A 26,379-nucleotide genomic window follows, 5' to 3' on the forward strand; every position below is an offset into this window, starting at 1 on the left:
TGTGTTCTATTTAAGTAAATTATAACAGGAATTAAAGTGTTTTGAGCTTAAAAAATATAAGAAATTTCATATTTATCAAGGGAGAAAATAATGACAATTTATAATATAAATTATGGGATTGGTTTTGCGAGTAGTGGTGTTGAATATGCTCAAAAATACAGAGGAGAAATCTTAAGGCAATGTAATGTGCCACTAAAGTTTATATTTCTGGATTATTTTAATCGTGAGAATATCCAGGCATATACTTCAAAGATTGGTTTTATGGATGAAGAAATTATTTCTCTGTATCAGTACTTTACAGATGTAGAGATAGCACCATCAACTTACAGTTATCGCAATATAATATCTGATATAGCTGTAGAATGTACTATAGAAAGAAATCAGGAGTATATTGTTATTAAACCTTTAGATATAAATATGTCAGTACGATGCAAATTGGTTGCCACTGATCAAGATAAGATTTACTTTGCTGAATATTATGTTAAAGATATACTGATTAAGCGAGAACATTTCTCATACACACTTACGCTTACTGAATATTTTAATGATAAAAAGGTGGCATTAAAGACATTCCATAATAAAGACGGATCAATCGCTTATAGCATCTATCTAGAGGAAAACGTGGAAGTATTATATGATTTTGAAGATAATAAATTCTATAATAAAGCGGAATTTGTGGCATTCTTTATGCAAAGTCTTCGACTAACTACTGAAGATATTGTGATTATTGATAGGAGTACGAAACTTGGTGCCTCAATCGTAAGAAATAAAGGTAAAAGTAAGATGGGCATAGTCATACATGCTGAACACTTTAGCGAACAAAATACGAATGATGATTATATTCTTTGGAATAACCATTATGAATATATGCTGAATCAGGTTGATTATTTAGATTTTATTATTACTTCAACACAAATTCAAACTGATTTATTACTTGCGCAACTGAAAAAATATTATAATAAAACAGCTAGAATTTATACGATACCAGTTGGAAGCCTAAAAAAACTTGCGCGCAACAGGCAGAGAACACCTTATAGCATTATCACAGCTTCCAGATTGGCTAAAGAAAAACATATTGACTGGATAATAAAGGCAGTAATGCTTGCGCATAAAGAAATACCTAGCATTACGCTAGATGTATATGGCGAAGGTGGTCAAAAGCGTAATCTTGTTAATTTAATAAGAGAGAATCATGCCGAAAGCTATATTTATTTAAAAGGGCATCGTGATTTAAAAGATATTTATTCACAATATGAACTATTCGTTTCAGCATCAACGAGTGAAGGATTTGGTTTAACACTTATGGAAGCAACAGGTTCAGGTCTTGCTTTAATCGGGTTTGATGTGAACTATGGTAATCCAACTTTCATCCAAAATAAAAAGAATGGCTTTTTAATACCATATCACAAAGATAAAATGTCTGAAAAAGAAAAAATCATGCATCTCAAAGATGCTATCATTGAATACTTTATGAGAGATAATCATGATTTTAGTAAGCATTCCTATAGCATTGCACAGTTATTTCTCGAGAAAGAAAATATTAAACGTTGGAAAGATTTTATAGAGGAGATGAGCCGTTGATAATACTAGCTGAACAATTTGATTCAAGAACTAAGTTGCTGTTCGATACGCTGTCACAAAGTACTGAACCGATTAAAAGAATTATACTGGAAGATAATGGGTTTTTACCGAATGACATTATGACATATTATCAATTCTTCTCAAATTATCAATCCACAGATAAAGGACGTTTTTTTAATGCTTTAACACTTCCTCCATTCTATGAAATAGAAGGTGATGCCACGGGAGCTATTATTAAAGATTTATGGCAACAGCGAGCAAACATTGTATATTCAAAGTCTAGAGTGGGAAGAATTATTGAGAAAGTAGAATGGCTCAATGAAGAAAAAGAGATTATTAAAGTAGATTACTATAATAAACATGGCTTTAAATTTAGTGAAGTAGTATTTAATAATCAAAAAAAGGTTATTCAAAGATATTTTAATGCAGCACAGCAAGTAATTATTACACGTTATTTTACGAATAATGCGGTTGAATTATTATGGGGGGAGCATAAATATTTTTTTGATACGTATCACCAGTTCATAAAGTTTTATTTAAATGCATTAGAACTTTCAGGGGAACAATTTATAATTAATTCGCTAGGGGCACCTCTAATAATATTGAATCAATTCTCTAAAAAGAATAATCATATCATTGTATGGCAGGAAAATATTAAACAAGAATTGCCTGCTAATATGAAAATAGCACTCAAGCTAGGTTATACGATATTAATACCAGAGCATAATGAATTTGCAAAAATCAAGCAGATTATAAATCATTCTGCAATTAATGAGTTTGGTTATCATTATAAATTGAGACGACAAAATCAATTATCAAACCATGCATTTAACCTTACTAATTCTGATCAACTCCCTAATATTGAGAGCATTGTTCAAAAGAACAGTAATATTCAATTTCATATCGCAGCTTTAACAGAAATGTCACAAAAACTTTTAAATCTTATGCAATATGCAAACGTTTCTTTATATCCGAATGTATCAAGAAACACTATAAAAATGTTATTAGAAACATGTGATATCTATTTGGATATTAATAAAGGTAACGAGGTCATGGGAATAAATGAAGCGGCGTTCACAGCTGATTTATTAATTTTAAGTTATGAAGGGCTGCAACATAATTTACGTTTTACAAATGATAGTAATGTATTTAGTATAGATGACTGTAAAGAGATTAATCATAGATTATATCAATTGTATAGTAACAAAGAAGCATTTAAAAATTTATTAAAAGAACAAAAAGCAGCTGCAAATCATGCAACTGCTGAGTACATCAATGCTGTATTAAATGATTTAAAAGATTAAACAAAGAAATAGTGAAACATATTATAAAGTAATCGCAGCAGGAAGAATATAGATATAACCCCGGCAATACTAAATATCGCACGTTTCTTCTTCTTGCTGTCTTCTTTTTCAATATTATTATTTTCTTTTTCTTCAAGTAATTGTGCTTCGATTTCACGGTTGATGTCCTCAACTGATTTTTTTCTGTCGCGTTCGTCAATATAGTGTTTTTTACTCATAGTACTCACCCTTAATTGTTAAATTATTATCATTCAATTGTAGTTAATAGTAAATGTTAAATAAAAAGTGCTAATACTATCATTATATTATATATCGTTCTATTATGTACAAAAAATGATAAATGTTATAATTAATAAAAGTAACAAAGGAGGTTGAATGAAATGTCTGAAGAAAAGAAAGCATCCATTGGTGGAAAAGTGAAAGATGAGACGAAACGTGTGATTGAAGGTCACGTTACAGATCGTACTTCAAAGCAAAATGAAGATAAAAAAAGTAAATAATAATTAAATATCTTTCGAAATATCTTTAATATCTAAATGATAAAGTTGTAAATATTTTTCAATTTCATTGAAGAATATTTACAACTTTTTTGGTTTTTTTTGGTTTTTTTAAACATGTTAATAAAATGTAAAAGTTTTTAATTTGTTATATTGATTGCTTTCTTTTTATAAAGTAAAATTAGTGTAAATTCAATTAATTCAATTTTTTCTAAATAATATAAAAAAGAGGATGCTCATGACAGTACATGATGAAAAATTATTAATTCTCTACAAATACTTGCAGCATAATGAATATTCACGTTGTGAAGTTGCTGAAGAACTGGAAATCACATCCAGACAGCTTACACGATTAATAAAACAGTGGCAGGAAGAAGGTCTGATAAATTATACTGGTGGCGTAGGTCGTGGTAATTTATCGACAGTGACTTTTAATTTAAATGTTGAGCAGCAATTTGTAATGAATATTTTAACGAATATTGATGCTTATTCTGTTGAAGAGATTACCAATATATTACAACTCCCATTAAATGAGTCATCGAAGAATCTCATTAAAAGTTTATTTTCAAATGCAATTTCAGATAATGAGATTGATATCTCTCAAAAGACGATGACACTTGATTACATCTACCGCATACCCGAGACAATAGACCCCTTACAACCTATGGACACAGCCCTTGATACGCTTGTATATAATACGATGGATCGTTTATATGAAGTAGATTCAGAGCTTAACTTCAAAAGTCATCTAGTTAATCACGAAGAAATAGAACAAAATAGTATTACATTATATTTATTTCAGGATATTACATTTTCTAATGGGAAGCTGTTACTCGCTCAAGATGTAAAGAATTGTCTTGATCGTTTAATAAAGCATGATTGGTACAAAAATTTACTCAATTATATTCAAAGTGTTGAAGTAATTGACTTATTTATCGTAAAGATTACATTTGAAGGACAGGTTGAAAAACTGAAGCTTGATTTGTCGAGCCCATTCTCAAGTATATATATCGTTGAACAATCGCAGTATATCGGGACAAATGTTTACTATATGGAACGATTATTTGATAAATATATTGTACTCACTGCACGACATACGCCGCACCATAGTATGCCTGAAGTGCGTAATGTTTACTTGGTGAATAGCTATCGCGATTATGAGCAATTCATACAGGAGCATAATAAACGACAGATTACGAATAATATACGAATGGCCAGGTTTACTTTTATCAATCCATATTATACACAACTGAATCGAGCTGAACGCCATCAACTGCTAAGCTATATAAAGATGTTTTATTCAGAAGATGGCGATGAAATGATTCAATCTGAAGAAGTTACACAAAAGCCAATTGTTATGGGAATGTTTGATTTGACATCACACATATTGAAGCCCCTGTATAAATATTTGAAGGATAAAGGTTTCAATATTAAATATCATACATTGTGCTATAAAGATATACTTGAAGACAACACAAATTCTATACCTTGTGATTTTGTAATCCTAAGCCATACATATGTCTCAAAGGTATTTTATTATTCACTGCTGAACAACACTAATATTAAAACTTGGTTTAGCTGCTTCGAAGAAAGTCATAAATTCAATGAAACACTGACATATCAACCTGCTCATTTATGGTCAGATGCACAGAGTAAGTTTAAATATTTTCTAAGAAATGAGGCATGGATTCTTGAAAATAGTGTTCAAAAGAGAGAGATTGTTGCTTTAAAAGGTCAGAAGAATGTAGTTTTTAATAATGACGGAGTAATTTTATATGGTGAAATTATCGTTAGATAATAAGGTGACATTTTCGCAAAAAATGTCGCTTTTTTTATTTTTGTCTTACATGTACTCTAAATATAAAGCAATATTTAAAAAATTATGACAAAAATAATGGTATATATCAGAAAGTAGTATGATAAGTATGGACAAACGACTATTATATTTAGAAAAATATTTGTCGATGAATAATCCTGAAATTAGTTTGGCAGAATATATCGATGTGTCTAAACGCCAATTATCGCGATTGCTTAATCAATGGCATGATGAAGGGTATATTAACTACTCTCCTGCGGTTGGTCGCGGTGGAAAGATGGAAATCACTTTTGAAGTTGATATTGAAAAAGAGCTTTTTTCTTATGCACTAAAGCATTTAAAGGATATGACAATACAGGATATTAAATCTTACATTGAATTACCGTGGGATGAAGAATCAAAGGAAGTAATTGTGCGCCAACTCAAAAATAACTTCCTGACTAAACAGGAGAATAACAGTTCAATTATTGACTTTGTATATAGCATACCGAGAGACTTTAATCCGTTAACATCACAAAGTTTAGTGAGCTTTCAAGTGATTACGCAAATGATGCGTACGCTTTACACGCTTGATGTAGATAACAATATACAAAATGAGTTAGTAAAGTATGATGAGTGGCAAGGCAATACCTTGCATGTATACTTGCATCAGGATAACTTCTTCCCTAATCGTAAAAGATTAAATGCAACTATAGTGTGTTTAGTATTAAATCAACTCATATATTTTTCGAGATACAAAAAGTACTTTGAAGATGTTACATCAATTGAAATTATTGATGACTTTCAAATAGCTATAACAGTGAAGAAGAAAAGTGATCATATAAAGTATTTATTATCTGAACCATATAGCTCAATATATATAGAAGAAGAGGGTCAATTGTTAGGCACTGGGCCCTATTATTTAAAGTCGCTAATGCAAAGTGAATTGACCCTTCAGATAAATCCATATTACAAACGACTTGTACAAATCGAAAGGATACATTTTATTCAGAATAGAAAGCGATTTTTAGAATATGTAACTTCGGATAAATACGATGCTAATAAGACAAAAAGATTCTATTTAGCACACGGTTTCTTTGTCGTCAACCCTGCTACTACGCTGACATTTGAAGAGCGAAAAAATGCTATAGAAGTATTGCAATCATTAATTTACGATAGTATTTCCAGACAAGGCAAGCATGTGAAATGGAATGCTGATATACCTGATAAAGTTAATCAATTACCTGAAAGAACAAAACCGATAAGATTATTAATTGATACATTTAATCAGCATTTCTTTGATGAAGTAATAGAAGTGATAAATAAAGATGAGACACAAATAGAACTTATTTCTGTTCCACACGGCAAATATATCTCAACACCACTTGATGAATTTGATGTCGATATTGTATGGATGACTGAATCAATGCATCAACAACAACCTTTTATGCTCTATGATATGCTTTTACACTGTAAGTTTAAAGAATGGTATTTTGAAGAGCCGCAATTTCAATCCTTCCTTAAATCATTTAATTATGATTATCTCGATAAATTGACAGTTCAAGCAGATACTTTATTAAAGAATTTATCAGATAACTATTATTATTCAAGCGTATTAATGAATGAGAAGGTATTTATTTTTACTACAGCAATTCAATACATAGATGTAAACCATTATGGCTTTATAGATTATGGAAGTATCATTTTGAAATAATTTATAAAAAAGCAAGGAAAAAAGGTAATGGGAATTGGGGTGTCACAAAATTGTCACATTTAAGTCGGATTAAAAATTTGTGGATAACAATATACATTATCATGCATAAAAATGATGGGTGTAATAGTGCCCCGATTCTATAAATCTTTTATTATCATAAAAATAAACCATTCTATATAATGGGCTAATGTTTAAAAATATTAATTTATACAAAAATAAAGTATAATCATACAAAAATGTTGATAACTTTTTTACATGCGATATGCAAGTATATGTGGCATTGTAAAATAATAGTATTAAAATATTAATATGTCATAATCAGATAGTTATGACTTTTTGAATCTTTGATATTAAATAGAAATAAGGAGGATTTTTTATGAACAAGTATGGTATTAGAAAGTTCACAGTAGGAACAGCATCAGTAGTAGTAGGTTCATTATTGTTCCTAGGCGCTGGTCAACAAGCAGACGCTGCAGAAGCAACATATTCTTTAGGAGATCGCGTATATTCAGATAATAACGGTAACTACGTACAAGACGCTGGAGACACAGGTCTTGCTGGATTAACAGTTACAGTTCGTGACTACGCTGGTAACCACGTAGCAACAACGACAACAGATGCAAACGGTAACTATTCATTCTCAGGTTTAAAAAATGGTACTTATGTCGTTAACTTCGAAGTACCTGCAGGATATGCAAACGATGTAGCAAACATCGGTTCTGAAGATGTAGATTCAGACGGGCCAATCGACGTATTAGTTGATATTAATGGAGCTAACATCACTACTTTAGATACTGGTTTCATTCCTTTAAATGGACAAGGTTCTGCTCCAGCACAAGGTGGTGGAGAAGTTAAACCAACTGAACCAGCACAAGGTGGCGGAGAAGTTAAGCCTTCTACACCAGCACAAGGTAACTTATCAATCGGAGACCACGTATGGTGGGATGCAAACCGTAACAACTTATACGATCAAGGTGAAAACCCAGTAGCTGGATTACGTGTATCTATTCGTGACTATGCTGGAAACTTTATCGCTGAAACAACAACAGATGCAAATGGTAACTATGCATTCCATGGTTTATCAGATGGTCAATACATCGTTAATTTCCATAATCCATTAGACTGGTCACCAGTTATTGCGAACATCGATAATGATGTTTCAGAAGCAATTGATTCAGATGGACCAACTGACGTTATCGTAAACTTAAAAGGTGCTTCTAACTTTAATGTAGACCAAGGTTACTATGGCGTTGGAACTCCAGCTCCAGGTGGTGGCGGAGAAGTAACACCTCCAGGCGAAACAACACCTCCAGGTGAAACGACACCTCCAGGTGAAACGACACCTCCAGGTGAAACGACACCTCCAGGTGAAGTAACACCTCCAGGTGAAGTAACACCTCCAGGTGAAACAACACCTCCAAGTGAAACAAAACCATCTGAGCCTGCACCAACTACACCAGCACCAGTTGAAACTGTTAAACCAGCTGAAATTGGTAAATCAGTATTACCTGATACAGGTGAAAAAGATAACGGTGGAGCAGTTGCTTCAGTATTAGCATTATTAGGTGGAGCTGCTTTATTCGGTTCTCGTCGTAAATAATAATCAACTTATCGATTGATTTGGAGACGTCTAAATCGCTGTTTAAGTTGTAATTCGAGCAACGCACACTATTTATAGTGTGTGTTGCTTTTCTTGTTTTCATTCGGATATTCTGTAATCAAATTGTTACATTCAAGTGTTTGAATTTTCAGATAACAGAAGCTATAATTAAAGTTAATTGATTATATTTTACACGATGAAAAGGAGTTTCTACGTATGGAACAGTTATTAGTAAATCTGACCATTTTCGCCATAGGACCAAATAATGCAATTGTATCTTCTCTGATCATCGGTACATTCACAATGATAGCGATGATTGTCGATAAATTTAAATCTGATGAAAGTGATTAAGTATGAAATATAAGATGCTGATCACTTTTTCTTTTGCTTGTATGTTATTCTTCCTGATTATCTATTTTGATGCTTCCTTTTCTCTTTTTTCTCTTTTTTCTTTTCGAAAATAATCCTTGAAATAATAATATTTTCCATCATGTTAATATTGCCCACGATATAAAAAGGTTTAAAATATAATCAAATTGTAATATTGTATTATATTTGCATAAAACAATCGAATCATATTTTACTAAACATTTTGTTAAGTATTATTAATTAAAATGTTGAGAAATCATGAAAATAAAGATTTTTTAAGTTGTGTAAGATGTTAATTACTTCACATATTTATGTGTTTTAGCATCTATATGCATTTCGTTTAATGCACCGGATTGTCCGTAGTATTGTAGGTTCGCTGTAGATTGTGTAACACCGTGAGTAAGTTCATGTGCCACTACCTCTTTGGCTGCTGACAACGCTCTGAATGTATATCCATCGCCGTCTCCATACACCATTTTATCCCCAGTCCAAGCTGCGTTATTTCGGTTATCAAACCCGATATTATTTGCATGTACGATTGAGATTATCGGACTACCTTGATTGTTGTATGATTCTCTGCCGAATTTATTTTTATAGTAATTATACATTAAGTTTGCATAGTAGTTTGCATCAACTGCTGCGCGCTGACCTGGTGCGTCAAATACTCTATCATAGTCACGTACTAGAGTTGTTGCACCTGTATAATCATTATAGTTATACGCTGCTTTATAGCCATAGTTCGTTAAATCTTGTAAAGTTAGGGAGATCAGATATAGTAAATGTAATTTCTCCTTGTTTTTCTAATTTATTTAAATCCTGGCCATGATTGTATGTGTTGAAAGCTTTCGTCATCGACCATTTATGCGGTTTATTCTATATGGTCCGTTTGATGGTGTTACTGGTCGCGGTGCTAATATGTATGCGTGTTTAAATCCTGCTTGTTGTACTGTACGTACGACTTTGTCAGTCGCATTGCCATATGGGTAAGCAAATGTTTCAATTTTAGTGTTAAGTTGTTTGTTGAGTACTTGTTTACTTTTAATGAGGTCTTTTTTAAATTTTTCTGCTGGTACTTTATTAAATATTGGTTTATCTAATATCATTTCATGCATGTTATACGTGTGTGATTGAAAGGTAATAAGTTTACTTTTATTCATTATTTTTAAGTGTTCCCAGTCGGCAAGTTGTATGTTATTGAAGTCTTTATTACCGACTTGTCCTGCGATAACAAAGATTGTTGCCAGCACTTTATATTTTTCGAGAATTGGCCATGCATTTTTAAATGTTGTAATGTCTGCATCATCAAATGATATAAATACACATCCTTTTTTAAACTGCTTATTGTTATAGTCGTGAAGAAATTCTTTTTCCGAGACGAAGTGTGCGCCATTTTCTTTCATCCATTTTATTTGATATTCAAAATCATCAGTAAGTACAGAATATTTTCTGAGTTCATTATTGGTAGAGATCAGTTTGAATATCTTGGTTGTGATTGTATTGTTTCTGACGCGGTGATAGTTTAGTGCTAGGCAGCTATTTTCATTTGTAAATTGATGAAATTTTGTATGTTCGATATTACTTTCGATACGTCGTTATATATTCATGAAAATATTAATAATTAAAAAAATAAATTTATTGATTTATACCCTCAAAAATTAAAGACATTCCTAAAATATTCTTAAATATTGTAAATATTTAAACATTATTTTTGTACAATTATTTATTTCAATTTAATGTTAATTGACGTTGTCTCATGGAATTAAGTTTCTTCATATAACAGCTATCATAATTTTATTTTGAGGAAAGGTTATAGCAGTATAAGGTTGTCGATTATATTTAAGAAAATTTTTTAATATTAAACGATATGTGTTGTAAGGTTCTGCTATAGAATAAGATCTTTTTTATTAATAATTTACATATACGTATCATAATCTTAAAGAATAATTGAGATAATAAAGTTATCTATTTTGTTATAGGAGGACAACTCGATTTTTACACTACAACCACCGAAGTTGATACAACTTGAGAATATATTGTTTCGTCGATTGAAAGATTATCGTTTCAGCGATACGTATTACCGCATTCAACACGGGTTTTTAGGTGAGCTAAAGTTCAGTAATATTTTTAAGGTTAGTCAAGATCATCTTGAGCTATTTAATATCAATATCGACATTGCTGGATATCAGTTCGAGGTTGATCGTTTAATTATTACAGGAGAAAGTATTTACGTATTTGACGTTAAGCATTATGCACTTCCTTGTAGAGATGAGGTAGAATATTGGAGTAATAAATTTAATTCTTTTAAAAGTCCGATGCCACAATTTAGAATGATGAAAGATGGTTTTTCAGTATATGTAGATTATCATCAATTGAGCCATCGCTTAGTGTGCAAGATGGTATTTATTAATGAACATTTTTATATTGATTGCAAGACTGAAGACATGCTGTACTTTAAAGATATTGCTCCGCTGTTTTCAGTAATAAAGCAAGAGAGAATAGCTGGAAATTTTGAAAGAGCCATACAAAATCATTTATTTAGTTTACACCGTCCGATTGAACAATATAATTTGCGACCATTATTTAATATTATGGATATGCAACGAGGCGTTATTTGTGAAATATGTGCAAAGCCAATTGATTTAAGAGTTACAACGAAGCGCTTGGTTATGTGTGATGCATGTGGTAATGCAAAGACGAAAGAAAAGTGGATCCAGCATACACTAATTGAGTTAGCGCTGTTATTAAATCGTCCATTTACAGCGAAGGAGGCTTATAAATGGACTGGACGTTCAAATCGACATACGACAAAACGTGTACTTGATAAATATTATGACAAGAATGAAGAAAATTATGTGTTAAAGCCCGGGAGTAGTGGTGCTTCCGTGGTAGTGAACGCACCAAAATGATGAGATTTGGTGTGACCGGAGTGCTGAACAAACCAAAAACGAGGAAGGTTGTCTTACATGAAAAAAATTATAATTGCAATATTAACATTACAACTTGCAACAAATGCAACAACTTATGCGATGGATTCAACTTATTATTATGATGGCATGAAGAAGGCGACACGTGATGTCGCATATCCGGTGGTTAAAAGTTATGCACCTGATAGCGTGATGATGAAATCCATTCCGAATCGATATTCAAAGTATACTTCGATTGGTCGTATTGCGAATGAGAATGGTTGGGCTGGTCCTGAATATGAGACGATGGGGACTGGTTTTGTTATCGATGATTATACGATATTAACGAATGCACACGTTATTGATGATGAACATGGTAAAGCAACAGCTGCGAAACATTTAACTTTTGAGATGAATCGTAATGGGGATGATATCCCGCATTCATTTGAAGTCGTAGATGTTGTAAAGGTGCCATATGCGGATGTGGCATTACTGCATACAAATGAGAAGTTAACAGATTATGCAAAGCCGATGAAGCTTGCGACGGATCGCCAGATTAAATTGTTGAAGCGTGGTAAGAAGATGTATAGTGTTGGGTATCCGTTTGATGGTAAGTATTATGAGAAACGTTATTATAATAGAGCGTTATTTATTATGCGCACGTTAAATCAAACTGAGTTTGTGTTAAAGGATAAATTTAGAGCTGGAGCATCGGGTTCTCCGCTATTTGATAGTAAGTTAACGGTATATGGTTTAAGAACGTATGGTTATAATCTTTACGGTGAGAATGATACGAAATATGCCAAAGCTGAATATAGTGGAGCGGAATCACTATATGGTTATACGGGCAGATTTATTAGAACGCATCAATATTAGTAGGATATGGTGTAATGGATATAAGTAAAGGGACGTCACTTTTTTCAAAAGTGACGTTTTTTTAATTTAAACAACAACTAAATTATTTAAGTATTTCGAAAATTTATATAGATTTTTTGTTTGTCTTGCTTTAAACTATTAATGTAAACGATTTCAATAGTGTGGGAGGAAATTAAGGGGCATGGAAAAATATAAAAAACAAAAGAAGGAAATTAACGTTTGGTGGGCGTTAGTGCCATTAGTCTTCATGATAGCGAGTATGCTATTTACAGTTGTTGTGTTAGAGCAAGCGCCACATATTCCATTGATGATCGGTACGGCGATTGCAGCAATTGTTGCACATCAACATGGCTTTACATGGGAAGAAATTGAAGAGATGATGTACAAAGGGATTAAACTTGCTTTACCTGCGATTGTAATTATTATTTTAGTTGGACTAGTGATCGGTGCCTGGATTGGTGGAGGTGTCGTTGCTACGATGATTTATTACGGGTTAAAGTTGATTTCTCCAAGTTTATTTTTAGTTACGATTTGTTTAATTTGTGGCATTGTAGCATTAGCCATCGGTTCAAGCTGGTCAACAATGGCAACGGTTGGTGTGGCTGGTATGGGGATTGGACTAAGTATGGATATTCCTGCTGGTATGATTGCAGGTGCTGTTATTTCAGGTAGTTATTTCGGGGATAAGATGAGTCCTTTAAGTGATACGACAAACTTAGCATCTGGTTTAACTGGAACAGATTTATTTGATCATATTAAACATATGTTCTTTACGACGATTCCAGGTATCATCATTGCGTTAATTGCATACTTCTTTATCGGTCGTCAGTTTTCTGGCGGTCATATGGATACGAAGAAAATCGATACTTTATTAAACGCGATGGAGAATCAGTTCGTTATTTCTCCTTGGTTATTGTTGATTCCGGCAATTGTAATAGTACTTGTAGCATTGAAAGTCCCTGCAGTTCCAGCGCTTGTAGTTGGTATATTATTAGGTGCAGGTGCACAACAGTTGATTCAAGGAGATAGCATGAAGACTGTTATGGATACGCTTCAAACAGGTTATAAGATGGAATCTAAGAATGAATTAGTCACTGAATTATTCAATAAGGGTGGTCTTGAATCGATGTTCTTTACCATCTCGATGACAATTGTAGCGATGACGTTCGGTGGTATTCTGGAGTTTAGTGGTATGCTTCAAGCAATTATTTCTAAGATTTTATTGGTGGCAAGATCTACTGGTAGTTTAATTGCCGCAACAATTGCAAGCTGCTTTATTACAAATGCAACGTGTTCTGAGCAATATATTAGTATCGTTGTACCGAGTCGTATGTATTTACGTGCGTTCATCGATAAGAATTTACATCCGAAAAACTTATCACGTTGTCTAGAGGACAGTGGTACGTTAACAAGTGTATTTGTCCCTTGGAATACGTGTGGTGTATTTATAGCAACAACTTTGAGTGTTAAAGTAGGCGATTATGCGCCATATGCAATTTTAAATTTCATTGTGCCTATTATTTCAATTATCTATGGCTACACTGGCTTTAAGATTGTAAAGATGACGAAAGAAGAAAGAGCACATTTTGAGCAACAGAATTTACAACCAGCTGAATTAGCTTAAGATAAAAAATGCGCTTGAGATTGAATCTCAAACGCATTTTTTAATCTTATATTTCGAAATCTGTATGAAAATGCTCTCTATATCGATCAATTAATAATTGCAACGTACGAACATCATTTTCAGTAAATTTTACTGCTGATTTATTTTGCTGATTATCGTATTTATTCAATATATCTTCTACTAAAGCTTTTCCTTCATCTGTCAGTTTCGTTGCTACTTTTCTTTCATCGTCTTTACGACGTTCTTTCGCAACAAGTCCCATAGCGCGTAGTTTCTTTGTCTTTGTACTTGCAGAATCCATCTTATATGAAATATCTTTCTGTATCTCAGCAATCGTACTTTCTTTATCTAAGTAAAGTTTGTGTAGGATTAAGAGTTCCGTATAAGAAATACCATATGCTTTATTTAAAGATTCATTAAGGTTTGTTTCTATCAAGCTGACTGTTTTAAATAAAGATTGTTCTAATTCGATCATAAAATTCGCCCATTTCTTTTGATAATTTTGCGGTTGGTGTAAAACATACATTAAACCATGCGTTAACTGAAATGTTAATAAAATTTAGTTTCTCTAAACTTCATTATTTACACGTAAGATATTTCATGACATCAACCTAGGTAGTATATCATAAAAATAAATGAAAGGCACCTATTAAATGATTCTTTTATATAAATAAATGATATTTTGTTCGTGATTTATACTTTTTTTTATTAATAAGGTGATTTATTTAACTGAAAAATTTAAATTAAGTGATAATATAAAGAAAAAACGATTATCTTCATTGTTTATTCAAAAGTGTAATTCATCGACTATTACTATTCTTAAATAATAATATGACGAAATGTATATACATCGTTTTTTGTTTTGAAACTAAATTACATGGGATATAATATATTTTTTGGCTATATAATAAAATATACTAATAATATGCATAAGTTTTGCTAGGAAATTAATAAAATTAATCACAAAATAACATTCTTAATAATAAATTTACATTTTATTGTTGAATAGCTTTTTATTGCTGATTTATTTTGAATACTTTATGTATTATAAAATATGATATTTTATAATTTGAATAGTACAATTTAAAAAGAGATGCGGGAAAGGAAAATTAAAAATGACTGAGATAAACATTAGAAAAGCTGAACTGAGAGACGTAGTCGCTATTGAAAGCATTCAACAGCGCGCATTAGATGTCCTTGTTAATCCTGAAGCGTTAGACCCTGTGCCGATAGATGAACTTAAAGAAGAGATAAAAGCAGGTTTAATGGCTATTGCTGAAATAGATGGTGTGGTTGGTGCTTTCAGAACGATGCATATCCCGACTGATGACTACTTAGGGCCATATGCTGGTATTGCTGATGCCAAAGATAGTGGATTAATCTATTCTGACATTACGATTGTGGATCCGGATTATAGAGGATTATCTTTGCAGCGTAAACTTGGGGAGTGGCTTTTTGAAGAAGTTGCTGCTCAATATAAGATGATTATGGCGACGGTTCATCCTGAAAATACACCAAGTCTTAAAGACAAGTTTCATTTAGGGATGCATATTATTGCGATGGATAGACTTTATGGTGGTAAATTGAGATTTATCTTTATGAAAGATTTGATGCATAAGTTTGATGTGCTGAATGTCGTTGAAGTTGATCGTGATGACCTCGAGCAGATTCAACTATTGCTTGAAGAAGAATATCGTGGAGTAGGGTTGAATGACAATAAACTTCAGTTAGGAAAGGTTAACACTACAACTTATGTATGATGGCGTAATTGAAATTTTGTGTGTATCATTAGTGTAATGTGAGGTGTATATAATGAAGAGAAGTGAAAAAAGACGTGGCGGCTGTCTGAAATGGGTCATGCTGCTCTGTTTAATAATACTGATTGGTATTGGCTGGTATGTAAGCAATGCTTATTTTAAAGTGCAGGAGACAGCTAATAATATTCAGCATAAAATTGAAGGACGTGATAAATCAGATTTACGTGACAAAGCTGTGAATATTCAGGATAAAGATGCAATCAGTGTTGCATTGTTCGGAGTTGATGCAAATGCAGAACGATTATCTGCGGGTGATAAAGGACGAAGTGATTCGATTATATTACTGAGTATTAATCCGAAGAAGAATAAAACTGTGATGGTAAGTATTCCGCGTGATACTTACAGTGAGATGGTCGGTAAAGGCACCCAGGAAAAGATTGCCCATGCTTATGCCTATGGCGGTGCAAAGATGGCAGTACAGTCTGTTGAGAAGTTAATGAACGTACCGATTGATTATTACGCGACAGTAAATATGGATGGTATGCATAAGTTAATTGGTGAGGTCGGAGGCATCGACGTTAAGAGTAATGCAACGTTTAGTGCAAATGGCTATGACTTTGTGAAAGGGCAGAATGTACATTTAGATGGGGATAAAGCTTTGGCATTTATTCGTGCACGTAAAGGTGATGGTGCAGGTGGCGACTTTGGTCGTCAGGAACGTCAGCAAATCGTCATTCAAGGGTTAGCGAATAAAATCGTGAATGTTCAGTCGGTAACGAAACTGGATGCTATCCTGAAAAATATTGACGGGAATGTTGTTACGGACATGTCTTTTGATGATTTGAAAGGTTTAGGGTTATCCTATCGTGGTGCGCTGGACAACGTTAAGAAATATCAGTTAACGGGTGAAGGTACGATTATGGCAGACGGATTATGGTATTTCCTGCCGAACGAAGATCAGAAACTAGAAGTTCGCAATTTATATGTGGAGAATTTAGATTTATAGCTCTAAAAGAATGAAGCGTTTTCATTTTGGTGATATACTAAAGATGAAGATAAGAGAGGGGCTGTTGCAAATGATGTATCAACATATCTTGATTCCGGTTGATGGTTCAAAAGTGAGTGAGTATGCATTCCAAAAAGGTGTCGATATCGCGAAAAGAAATAATGCAGCAATTACATTAGTGCATGTCGTGGATATTAGAACATATGCAAATGTAGAAAGTGAACGTGGTTCATTGCATGAGAATGCCGATAAGTACACTGAGAAGATGTTGAATGGCTATAAAGCAATTGCTTTAGAACAAGGCGTGAAATCAGTGGATACAAAGATCGGTCACGGAGCAGCACGTCAGGTTATTACTAAAGAAATAGCGCCGAAAGCAAATTGCGATTTAATTATTTGTGGCTCTAACGGTATTAATGCATTAGAACGTTTTGTAATGGGTAGTGTTTCAGAAGCGATTGTACGTTATGCGAAATGTGATGTACTAGTTGTGCGTACTGAGCAGGTACCGGAAGACTTTAAACTTGAAGCATTTACGGAAGAGTTTAGAAGAGAATATAGTAATAATTAAAGGTATAAAAATAAAACGGAGATAAGCATCATGCTTATCTCCGTTTTGTTTTTTTGTATTTTGCAAGATTGAAGGATGGTTTATTATCCTTCGCCGTTTAATTTAACTAATATCTTCACTTGGTTTTTGTCGTTCGTTAATGTTTCGAAACCTTCAGTAACGATATCATCTAATTCGATTTCTTTTGTAATCGTATTTTCAGTATCCACTTGTCCACTACCTAATAAGTCGATAGTTTGTTGGTAGCTTGCTCTAGAGTAAGCGATTGTAGATGTGATTTGCACACCAGTGTTTGTTAATTGTAATGGTGGCCAAGAGATGTCTCCTGCAAAGATTGATACGATAACCATTTTACCACGAGGACGTGTAGCATCGATTGCCTGTTTAAACGTTGGTGCAACACCAGCTACTTCAAATGAACGATCTACGCCACCTGGTACGATTTTCTTAATCGCTTCAACTGCATCTACTTCACCAGAATTGATGATGTCTGTAGCACCACATTCTAATGCTTTTTCTAAACGTTCTTTAGATAAGTCTAATACGATAATCTTTCTCGCGCCAGCTGCACGTGCTGCGAGTGTCGTATATAATCCGATAGGACCGGCACCGAAGATTGCAACGGTATCACCGAATTCAATTTCACTTTCTTTTACAGCCTGAACGCCTACTGCTAATGGTTCAATTGTTGCTGCGACACGTAATGATACTGAGTCCGGTAAGTGATAGACATTAACTTCAGGTACGTTTACTAAGTCAGTGAAACCACCGTCTGTGTGTAATCCGATAAAGCTAAAGCCATCATAAACATCTAGTTCATCGATACTTTTACCATGTGTTATCGTTGGGTTAACAGATACACGGTCACCAACTTTAAAGTCTTTTACTTCGCTTCCGACCTCAACAACTGTACCAGAGAATTCATGTCCCATAATCAAAGGTGCTTTTCCGCCTGTTAATTCATCATCTTTATCGACCGGAATAAATACAGGTCCTTCCTGATATTCGTGTAAATCTGAGCCGCAAATACCAGCGTAGCCAACTTTCACACGTACTTCGTTCGGTTTCATATCACGAATTTCTTTTTCTTCTACGCGAATATCTTTAGGACCATACCATACTGCTGCTTTCATTAACAACCACTCCTTAACGAAATTTTATTTTTATAACAGTTATATTATACCAATTCGTGTCGTGTGTTACAAATTATCTGTTTTATTTTTCAGAATATTTTTATATAACATATATTCGAAATATTACTTTGATTTTCTGGGTTTTATTGTATATATGTGAAGCATCAATAGATAGATGAATTAATGAGATAAGAGTCGTTAGAACTGTTATATAATTCTTGTATATAATAGTGCAACAACTTTGTGAAATTAATAACTTTTATATTTATGATAAGTTCAAGAATGACTGTTTTTATCGTGCTGAAGCAGTTGAAAAAATATATATTATTTTTTCACAAAGGTATTGTAAACGATATTATCCTGTGGTATTTTTGAAGAGTCAAAAATACAGTCATCGGATGACTTAATGAGTTGAAAATAATGATGAGGGAGAATTATATTATGGGTGAAAGAAAATCAAATGTGCGTTGGATGTTCGCGTTAATGTTCTTTGTTATCGGGGTTATAGCCTATATGGATAGAGCGAATATTTCTTATATCGCTGGTCCGATGATGGAAGATTTAAATATGTCTAAAGCACAATTTGGGATGTTAGGTTCTATATTTGCAGCAGGTTATGCATTAATGCAGGTACCGGCAGGGATTATGGCTGAGAAATTTGGACCTAAAAAGTTATTAACATTTGCATTAGTTTGGTGGAGTGCATTTACGATTCTAACAGGTGTTGTTAAACATCACGGTTTACTATATGCAATGCGTTTCTTATTCGGTATTGGTGAAGGACCTATGTATCCTTCAAACGCTGTATTCAATACATACTGGTTCGCGAAATCAGAAAAAGGGCGTGCTTCAAGTGCGTTACTTGCTGGTAGTTATTTCGGCCCAGTTATCGCTCCATTCGTAACCATTGCCATTTACCAAGCATTTGGTTGGCAAGCTGTATTCTATATCTTTGGTGCAATCGGCTTTGTTATTGCAGCTTTATGGCTTGTTATTGCTAAAGATTTACCTGAACAACATAAGATGGTCAATGAAGCAGAAAAGCTTTATATCATGGAGAACCGTGATGCTGTAGGTGGAGCAACTAAGGATACTGCACCATGGGGTCGTTTCTTCAAACGTTTCAGCTTCTTTGCAATTGCGGGTCAATATTTCGTAGTGCAGTTTGTAATCACATTATTCTTAATCTGGTTACCAACTTACTTGCAAGAAGAATATCACGTTATTTTAAAGGATATGAAATTCTTAGCGGCAGCACCGTGGTTAATGATGTTCGTATTAATCATGGCTGGTGGATCAATTTCAGATGCAATCGTTGCACGTGGTCATTCTAAATTTAAAGCACGTTCAAGTATCGCAATCTTTGGATTTATCGTATTTGCGATTTCGTTATTCTTATCCGTTCAAACGAATGATATGACGATGAACATCATTTACTTATCACTATGTTTAGGTGGTGTTGGTCTATCAATGGGTATGAGCTGGGCTTCAGCGGCTGACCTGGGACGTAATTTCTCAGGTACTGTATCAGGATGGATGAACTTATGGGGTAATATCGGTGCTTTCTTAAGTCCATTCTTAGGTGGGGTATTAGTGCAGAAGTTTGGTTGGGATACAACGTTCTATTTAATGTTAATTCCGGCAGCACTTGCGATTATCCTATGGTTCTTTGTTAAACCGGATGAGCCATTATTAGAAGAACATCGACAAGCATAATTTTTTAGACACTCATTATTGGGTGTCTTTTTTTTATATGAATTTTTAGATAAGCGCAACAATGCCGGATACTTTGAGTATCCGGCATTGTAGTGATATGAGATGGTCTAAATCATCTTTCTCACAGTAATTTGATAGACGATATTGATGATGATTGCGACTGCAGCGATAACTGACAGTGCGAAGTGTTGCGGTACGCCAGTCGCATAACCATAGATTGTAATCAGCATCATTGCTGCAGGTAATAAAATATTCGTGATTTTAAATGCATTATATAAACCTGTAAATATCGTATACATTTCTTCTTTAGAGAGTGAATCGATAAGCTTATCATCGAAATCTGCTTCAAAGTTCTCAGGTAAGTCACGTTCCGGATACAACTTGTTGATCATGCTATATCCATAGTAGCGCATCAGGACTGCCATGATTAACACGATAATACTGATAATTCCTAGATATAATGGTGCATCATTAATACTGATTAATAAAATTGATCCGAGTGCAAAATAAAATGAAATAATGATAGCGATATTCATCTCAGAAAATTTCTTAAATGATGCTCTGTCCTGTTCATAATGTTCTAAACTAGGGTCGTTATCTACTTTATAGGCAAGTTTACTGTAAATAAAGGCAATAATAGCAAATAATACAGCAAATATGCATAACACAACGATATATGGGGTAGAAGTAAGTATATCGGTTAACGGCAGTTTCCAGTAATCGATTGTGAGCAGCATGGTAGCAGCGAGTATTGCGATAATAATAGGTAATATGTATTTTCTAAACATGGTGGCCTCCTCTTTTTTAAATAGTATACCCAATTATTTAAAATTGAGACAGACAAAATCACTTTATTAATTAGAATAATTATAATATAATAATTAATATAAATAAGGGATTAAAAGGAGAGATTATTGATGGCTAAAAAAACAAAAGAAAACAAAGTAGTAGCAGCATTAAACCAACAAGTGGCGAACTGGACGGTGCTTTATACGAAATTACACAACTATCACTGGTATGTAAAAGGACCACATTTCTTCAGTTTACACACTAAATTCGAAGAGTTATATGATGAGGCTAATGTTTACATCGATGAATTAGCAGAGCGTATTTTAGCGATTGAAGGAAATCCTATTGCAACGTTAAAAGAAAGTTTAGATTTATCTGTTGTTAAAGAAGCGAAGAAAAATTTATCTGCAGAAGATATGGTGAAAGATTTATCTAAAGACTTTGATAAAGTGATTAAACAATTAGAAGAAGGTAAAACTACAGCTGAAGAAGCAGATGATGAAATGACTGCTGATATGTTCTTAGGTATGATTACAAGTTTAGAGAAACATAACTGGATGTTAAAATCTTTCTTAGGATAATTTAAAATCAAATTAGTTAATAAATTAATTGATACACTTCAATGGAATTGAAGTGTATTTTTTTTTGTTTTCCCTTAGAATGGATGTAAGTAGAGGTGAGCATAATGGAAGAAAAAATCAAACAATGTATCAGAATCGCTAAAATGTATTACGAAGAAAACTTAGGACAAAAAGCTATTGCTGATGAACTTAATATTTCCAGACCGACAGTATCGAGACAACTTCAATTTGCTAAAGATATGGGGATTGTTAATATAACGATTCATGACCCGTATGAGAAAAGTGAAGAACTCGCAGAATTACTGAAAGAAAAATATAATTTAAAGTATGTCTTAATTAAAGAAGTATCTAGTGATAAATACGAAATTGTGCTCAGTGCTATAGCAGAAGCAGCTGCAGAATTTCTTCATGAAAATGTGAAGAACAATGACGTTGTCGGCATAAGCTGGGGAAAAACGATGTATGAAACTGCTAACTTAATGAAACCGACGAATTTAACTGGCGTGTCTACCATTCAGTTAAAGGGTGGTATTTCATACTCAAATATAAAGACGAATTCGCACGAAACGTTAGCTTTATTTGCAAAGAGCTTTAATTCCATTCCGCGTGATTTACCTGTACCTGTTATTTTTGATAACAAACAGGTGAAACAATTAGTGAGTGAAGATCGCCATATTAAAGGGATATTAAACATGGCAAGTGAATGTGATGTTGCGATATATACTACCGGTACAGTGCGTGATGAAGCACTGTTGTTTAAGCTTGGCTTTTTATCGGACGATGAAGTGAAGCGTCTGAAGCATGAAGCAGTGGGTGACATCTGTTCAAGATTTTATAATAAGAATGGGAGAATTGCTGACGTCTGGGTCGATGATCGTACGATGGGTGTGACGCTGGATACATTAAAGCAGATTCCAACAAGCATACTCGTTGCAGGTGGTAAACATAAAGTAGAAGCTATTCGAGGTGCTCTCGCTGGTGGTATCCCGAATGTCCTGATAACTGATAGCATTACAGCTAAGCAATTAATTTAACTTGAACGTAATTTCATTTATCGTTTTTACTTTTGTTCAATATCTGTTATAATGGATTTGAATATAAGGGAGGAATAAATAATATGAATTTAGCGAAATATATTGATCATACTGCTTTGAAACCAGAAACGACGACTGCCCAAATCGAACAGCTTGCACAAGAAGCACGTGAATACGGATTTATGAGTGTTTGTGTGAACCCTACACACGTAAAGTATGCACATGCTTTATTAGAGGGTACGGATGTTTTAGTATGTACTGTAATCGGCTTCCCGTTAGGTGCTAATACACCAGCAGTAAAAGCATTTGAAACGAAAGATGCGATTGCGAATGGTGCAGGTGAAGTTGATATGGTAATTAATATCGGTGCGGCTAAGAGTGGCAACTTTGATTTAGTACGTGAAGATATTAAAGCGGTAGTCGATGCTGCAGGAGATGTTACGACGAAAGTAATTATCGAAACAAGTCTGTTAACTGACGAAGAGAAAGTGAAAGTTTGCGAAATTGCGAAAGAAGTAGGGGCAGATTTCGTTAAGACTTCTACAGGATTCTCAATAGGTGGAGCAACAGTCGCAGATGTGAAATTAATGCGTGAAACAGTAGGACCTGATATGGGTGTGAAAGCATCTGGTGGTGTGCGTTCTTATGAAGATGTTAAAGCGATGATTGATGCAGGTGCTACACGTATCGGTGCATCAGCAGGTGTACAAATTTTAAAGGGTGAAGAAGCTAAAGGGGATTATTAATTCCCTTTCACTTTTAATATAAAAGAAAACGCTTACAAAATAAATGGAGGTCATTAATGATGAGAATGGTAGATATTATTGCAAAGAAACGTGACGGACATGCATTATCGAAAGAAGAAATTGAATGCTTCATTAAAGGTTATACAAATGAAGAAATTCCTGATTATCAGGCATCAAGTTTAGCGATGGCGATATTCTTCCAGGATATGAACGATGAAGAACGTGCTAACTTAACGATGGCGATGGTTGAAAGTGGCGATCAGATTGACTTAAGCGCTATAGAAGGTGTGAAAGTTGATAAGCATTCAACTGGCGGTGTTGGTGATACAACAACTTTAGTATTAGGACCATTAGTAGCAGCACTTGATATACCTGTTGCGAAGATGAGTGGGCGTGGATTAGGACATACAGGTGGAACAATTGATAAATTAGAAGCGGTAGAAGGATTCCATGTTGAAATTTCAGAAGAAGACTTCGTTAAGATTGTAAATGAAGATAAATTGGCAGTGATCGGACAAACAGGTAACTTAACACCAGCAGATAAGAAATTATATGCCTTACGTGATGTAACAGGAACAGTTAATAGTATTCCGTTAATCGCATCAAGTATTATGAGTAAGAAGATTGCAGCAGGAGCTGACGCGATCGTATTAGATGTTAAGACAGGTGCCGGAGCATTTATGAAGACAGAAGAAGATGCAGAGCAGCTTGCACATGCAATGGTTAAGATCGGAAATAACGTCGGACGTAATACGATGGCGATAATCTCTGATATGAGTCAACCGTTAGGATTTGCAATCGGAAATGCATTAGAAGTGAAAGAAGCGATTGAAACATTACGCGGTGAAGGACCGGAAGACTTAACAGAACTTGTGCTTACGCTAGGAAGTCAAATGGTTGTGTTAGCCGGTAAAGCAGAATCTTTAGATGAAGCGCGTGCGAAATTACAGGAAGTGATTGATAATGGTAAAGCTTTAGAGAAGTTTAAAACATTCCTTGCTAACCAAGGTGGAGATGCGTCAGTCGTAGATGATGTATCTAAGTTACCGCAAGCAGCGTATGTGATTGAAGTACCAGCGAAAGCAAGTGGTGTTGTAAGCAAGATTGTTGCAGATGAAATCGGAGTAGCTTCGATGTTACTTGGTGCAGGACGCGCTACGAAAGAAGACGTTATTGATTTAGCGGTAGGATTGATGTTACGTAAAAAAGTCGGCGACAAAGTTGAAGCGGGCGAATCACTTGTAACAATATATGCAAACCGAGATAATGTAGAAGACGTTATGAATAAAATTTACGACAATATTGAAATTGCAGACAGTGCAGAAGCACCAGTATTGATTCATAAAGTTATTACTGAGTAGTTGGATTTGGATTGGACGTGAGAGCGATGTGTCCAATAAACATGAGAAATTGGACAAGTCGAGCGGAAAATCAAGTCAAATCAGATCAACGCAAAGGAGAGATAATCATGAAATTTAATAGAATTCATTTAATCGTAATGGACTCTGTAGGTATCGGTGAAGCACCGGATGCTGACAAGTTTGGCGATGTTGGTAGTCACACTTTGAAACATACGTTAGAAGGATATGAAGGGAAATTACCGAACTTAGAAAAGTTAGGATTAGGTAATATCGCACAGCTTCCAGTCGTTAATGAAGTCGACAAACCTGAAGCATACTATACGAAATTATCAGAAGCATCTGTTGGAAAGGATACGATGACAGGTCATTGGGAGATTATGGGTCTAAATATTGATCAGCCATTCAAAGTATATCCGGATGGGTTCCCTGATGAGCTTGTAACAGCTATTGAAGAGATGACGGGTCGTAAAGTTGTCGCGAATAAGCCAGCTTCAGGAACAGCAATTATTGATGAATGGGGCGAACACCAAATGAAAACAGGTGACTTAATCGTCTATACTTCTGCTGACCCAGTACTGCAAATTGCAGCACATGAAGAGGTTATCCCACTTGAGGAACTTTATGAAATTTGTGAGAAAGTTCGTGAATATACGAAAGATCCAAAGTATTTAATCGGTCGTATTATTGCAAGACCATATGTTGGTGAACCTGGTAACTTCACAAGAACTTCTAACCGTCATGATTATGCGTTGAAACCTTTCGGACGTACAGTGATGAATGCGTTACAGGATGCAGGGCGAGATGTTATTGCAATCGGTAAGATTAATGACATTTATGATGGAGAAGGTGTGACGAAGTCAATCCGTACGAAAGATAATATGGATGGTATGGATAAATTAATGGACGTTGTGAAATCTGATTTTGATGGTATCAGCTTCCTGAATTTAGTAGACTTTGATGCGTTGTATGGACATCGACGTGATAAAGAAGGTTATATGAATGCGATTAAAGCATTTGATGAGCGTTTAGGTGAATTATTAGATGAACTTCGTGAAGATGATTTATTAATCATTACCGCAGATCATGGTAACGATCCAACAATGCCGGGAACAGATCATACGCGAGAATATGTGCCATTATTAATGTACAGCAAACAATTTGATGGTGGTCGTAAATTAGAAACGCATACGACATTCGCTTCAATTGGAGCGACGATTGCAGATAACTTTGGTGTTGAAATGCCGGAGTTTGGAAAGAGCTATTTAAAGCATTTAATATGATAACAGTAATTATATAATATATTGAAATGATGGTTATATAACTAAAAGGACAAATTCGCATTTGATGATGCGAATTTGTCTTTTTTTGTACACTTCTATTTCTTCTAATATTTGTGTATTAGATATATGAATTATTTTTATT

Annotated in this window: 23 protein-coding genes and 1 pseudogene; 18 read left to right on the forward strand and 6 right to left on the reverse strand. The window is 34.1% G+C overall.

Features of this window, described 5'->3' with window-relative positions; translation table 11 throughout:
• The first annotated feature begins 90 nt into the window (after nt 1-90).
• Nucleotides 91-1,581, forward strand: coding sequence for an accessory Sec system glycosyltransferase GtfA (gtfA, locus tag JJJ02_RS11195; RefSeq protein ID WP_240839062.1), 1,491 nt, complete (start codon nt 91-93; stop codon nt 1,579-1,581).
• Nucleotides 1,578-2,885, forward strand: a complete 1,308-nt coding sequence (gene gtfB / locus JJJ02_RS11200) for an accessory Sec system glycosylation chaperone GtfB (RefSeq protein WP_240839064.1) — start codon at nt 1,578-1,580, stop codon at nt 2,883-2,885. The genes gtfA and gtfB overlap by 4 nt, the downstream gene beginning before the upstream one ends.
• Here gtfB and JJJ02_RS11205 read toward each other — a convergent pair.
• Nucleotides 2,882-3,103 carry a hypothetical protein gene (locus JJJ02_RS11205; protein WP_240839066.1) on the reverse strand — a complete coding sequence of 74 codons (222 nt, stop codon included), beginning with the start codon at nt 3,101-3,103 and terminating at the stop codon, nt 2,882-2,884. The two genes, gtfB and JJJ02_RS11205, sit on opposite strands and share 4 nt — an antisense overlap.
• A gap of 517 nt (nt 3,104-3,620) precedes the next feature.
• Between JJJ02_RS11205 and JJJ02_RS11210 the strand changes: the two genes are divergently transcribed.
• The 4 genes from JJJ02_RS11210 (at nt 3,621) to JJJ02_RS13365 (ending at nt 8,842) form a co-directional block, all read left to right on the forward strand.
• Nucleotides 3,621-5,180 (forward strand): SgrR family transcriptional regulator, encoded by a 1,560-nt coding sequence (locus tag JJJ02_RS11210; RefSeq protein WP_240839067.1) that lies wholly within the window; start codon nt 3,621-3,623, stop codon nt 5,178-5,180.
• Between the two features lie 127 nt (nt 5,181-5,307).
• Nucleotides 5,308-6,891, forward strand: coding sequence for an ABC transporter substrate-binding protein (locus tag JJJ02_RS11215; protein WP_240839069.1), 1,584 nt, complete (start codon nt 5,308-5,310; stop codon nt 6,889-6,891).
• A gap of 376 nt (nt 6,892-7,267) precedes the next feature.
• Nucleotides 7,268-8,491, forward strand: coding sequence for an SdrD B-like domain-containing protein (locus JJJ02_RS11220; RefSeq protein WP_240839072.1), 1,224 nt, complete (start codon nt 7,268-7,270; stop codon nt 8,489-8,491).
• Nucleotides 8,492-8,707: 216 nt separating this feature from the next.
• Nucleotides 8,708-8,842, forward strand: coding sequence for a hypothetical protein (locus JJJ02_RS13365; RefSeq protein ID WP_255724862.1), 135 nt, complete (start codon nt 8,708-8,710; stop codon nt 8,840-8,842).
• 341 nt (nt 8,843-9,183) lie between these two features.
• Here JJJ02_RS13365 and JJJ02_RS11225 read toward each other — a convergent pair.
• Nucleotides 9,184-9,615: pseudogene (locus JJJ02_RS11225) on the reverse strand (gluzincin family metallopeptidase); the annotation flags it as partial.
• Between the two features lie 93 nt (nt 9,616-9,708).
• The gene (locus JJJ02_RS11230; RefSeq protein ID WP_240839074.1) at nt 9,709-10,260 is read right to left on the reverse strand and encodes a polysaccharide deacetylase family protein; all 552 of its coding nucleotides are present in this window, start codon (nt 10,258-10,260) and stop codon (nt 9,709-9,711) included.
• Between the two features lie 633 nt (nt 10,261-10,893).
• On the opposite strand from JJJ02_RS11230, the gene JJJ02_RS11235 reads away from it, so the two are divergent.
• The 3 genes from JJJ02_RS11235 (at nt 10,894) to nhaC (ending at nt 14,263) form a co-directional block, all read left to right on the forward strand.
• Nucleotides 10,894-11,766: a nuclease-related domain-containing protein gene (locus JJJ02_RS11235; protein ID WP_240839076.1), complete on the forward strand. Its 873-nt coding sequence runs from the start codon at nt 10,894-10,896 to the stop codon at nt 11,764-11,766.
• 57 nt (nt 11,767-11,823) lie between these two features.
• A complete protein-coding gene (locus tag JJJ02_RS11240; RefSeq protein ID WP_240839078.1) occupies nt 11,824-12,639 on the forward strand; it encodes a trypsin-like serine peptidase in 816 nt (271 codons plus the stop codon).
• A gap of 181 nt (nt 12,640-12,820) precedes the next feature.
• Complete coding sequence (nhaC, locus tag JJJ02_RS11245) at nt 12,821-14,263, forward strand: Na+/H+ antiporter NhaC (RefSeq protein WP_240839080.1); 1,443 nt, start codon at nt 12,821-12,823, stop codon at nt 14,261-14,263.
• A 46-nt stretch (nt 14,264-14,309) separates the two neighbouring features.
• Here the strand turns inward: nhaC and JJJ02_RS11250 are convergent, their stop codons facing one another.
• A complete protein-coding gene (locus JJJ02_RS11250; RefSeq protein WP_240839082.1) occupies nt 14,310-14,738 on the reverse strand; it encodes a MarR family winged helix-turn-helix transcriptional regulator in 429 nt (142 codons plus the stop codon).
• Nucleotides 14,739-15,378: 640 nt separating this feature from the next.
• On the opposite strand from JJJ02_RS11250, the gene JJJ02_RS11255 reads away from it, so the two are divergent.
• The 3 genes from JJJ02_RS11255 to JJJ02_RS11265 all read left to right on the forward strand — a co-directional run bounded on the left by JJJ02_RS11255 (nt 15,379) and on the right by JJJ02_RS11265 (nt 17,597).
• A complete protein-coding gene (locus JJJ02_RS11255; RefSeq protein ID WP_240839084.1) occupies nt 15,379-16,023 on the forward strand; it encodes a GNAT family N-acetyltransferase in 645 nt (214 codons plus the stop codon).
• A 52-nt stretch (nt 16,024-16,075) separates the two neighbouring features.
• A complete protein-coding gene (locus tag JJJ02_RS11260) occupies nt 16,076-17,026 on the forward strand; it encodes an LCP family glycopolymer transferase (protein ID WP_240839086.1) in 951 nt (316 codons plus the stop codon).
• A 70-nt stretch (nt 17,027-17,096) separates the two neighbouring features.
• A complete protein-coding gene (locus JJJ02_RS11265; protein WP_239243248.1) occupies nt 17,097-17,597 on the forward strand; it encodes a universal stress protein in 501 nt (166 codons plus the stop codon).
• A gap of 83 nt (nt 17,598-17,680) precedes the next feature.
• Here JJJ02_RS11265 and JJJ02_RS11270 read toward each other — a convergent pair whose 3' ends face one another.
• On the reverse strand, nt 17,681-18,730 hold the full coding sequence (locus tag JJJ02_RS11270) for a 2,3-butanediol dehydrogenase (RefSeq protein WP_240839088.1): 1,050 nt from the start codon (nt 18,728-18,730) through the stop codon (nt 17,681-17,683).
• Nucleotides 18,731-19,171: 441 nt separating this feature from the next.
• Between JJJ02_RS11270 and JJJ02_RS11275 the strand changes: the two genes are divergently transcribed.
• On the forward strand, nt 19,172-20,446 hold the full coding sequence (locus JJJ02_RS11275; RefSeq protein ID WP_240839091.1) for a pyruvate MFS transporter: 1,275 nt from the start codon (nt 19,172-19,174) through the stop codon (nt 20,444-20,446).
• Between the two features lie 107 nt (nt 20,447-20,553).
• Here JJJ02_RS11275 and JJJ02_RS11280 read toward each other — a convergent pair whose 3' ends face one another.
• Entirely contained in the window at nt 20,554-21,234 is a 681-nt protein-coding gene (locus JJJ02_RS11280; RefSeq protein ID WP_239243251.1) for a hypothetical protein, read from the reverse strand.
• A gap of 129 nt (nt 21,235-21,363) precedes the next feature.
• Here JJJ02_RS11280 and JJJ02_RS11285 point away from each other — a divergent pair, with 129 nt between their 5' ends.
• The 5 genes from JJJ02_RS11285 to deoB all read left to right on the forward strand — a co-directional run bounded on the left by JJJ02_RS11285 (nt 21,364) and on the right by deoB (nt 26,237).
• Entirely contained in the window at nt 21,364-21,816 is a 453-nt protein-coding gene (locus JJJ02_RS11285; RefSeq protein ID WP_239243252.1) for a Dps family protein, read from the forward strand.
• A 104-nt stretch (nt 21,817-21,920) separates the two neighbouring features.
• Entirely contained in the window at nt 21,921-22,850 is a 930-nt protein-coding gene (locus tag JJJ02_RS11290) for a sugar-binding transcriptional regulator (protein ID WP_240839093.1), read from the forward strand.
• Between the two features lie 83 nt (nt 22,851-22,933).
• Nucleotides 22,934-23,596 carry a deoxyribose-phosphate aldolase gene (gene deoC, locus JJJ02_RS11295; RefSeq protein WP_240839095.1) on the forward strand — a complete coding sequence of 221 codons (663 nt, stop codon included), beginning with the start codon at nt 22,934-22,936 and terminating at the stop codon, nt 23,594-23,596.
• 59 nt (nt 23,597-23,655) lie between these two features.
• The gene (locus JJJ02_RS11300) at nt 23,656-24,957 is read left to right on the forward strand and encodes a pyrimidine-nucleoside phosphorylase (RefSeq protein WP_240839159.1); all 1,302 of its coding nucleotides are present in this window, start codon (nt 23,656-23,658) and stop codon (nt 24,955-24,957) included.
• A 107-nt stretch (nt 24,958-25,064) separates the two neighbouring features.
• Nucleotides 25,065-26,237, forward strand: a complete 1,173-nt coding sequence (gene deoB, locus JJJ02_RS11305; protein WP_255724863.1) for a phosphopentomutase — start codon at nt 25,065-25,067, stop codon at nt 26,235-26,237.
• Nucleotides 26,238-26,379 lie beyond the last annotated feature (142 nt).

Origin of the sequence: Macrococcus sp. PK (genome assembly GCF_022501545.1) — a bacterium.
Taxonomy (GTDB): domain Bacteria; phylum Bacillota; class Bacilli; order Staphylococcales; family Staphylococcaceae; genus Macrococcoides; species Macrococcoides epidermidis.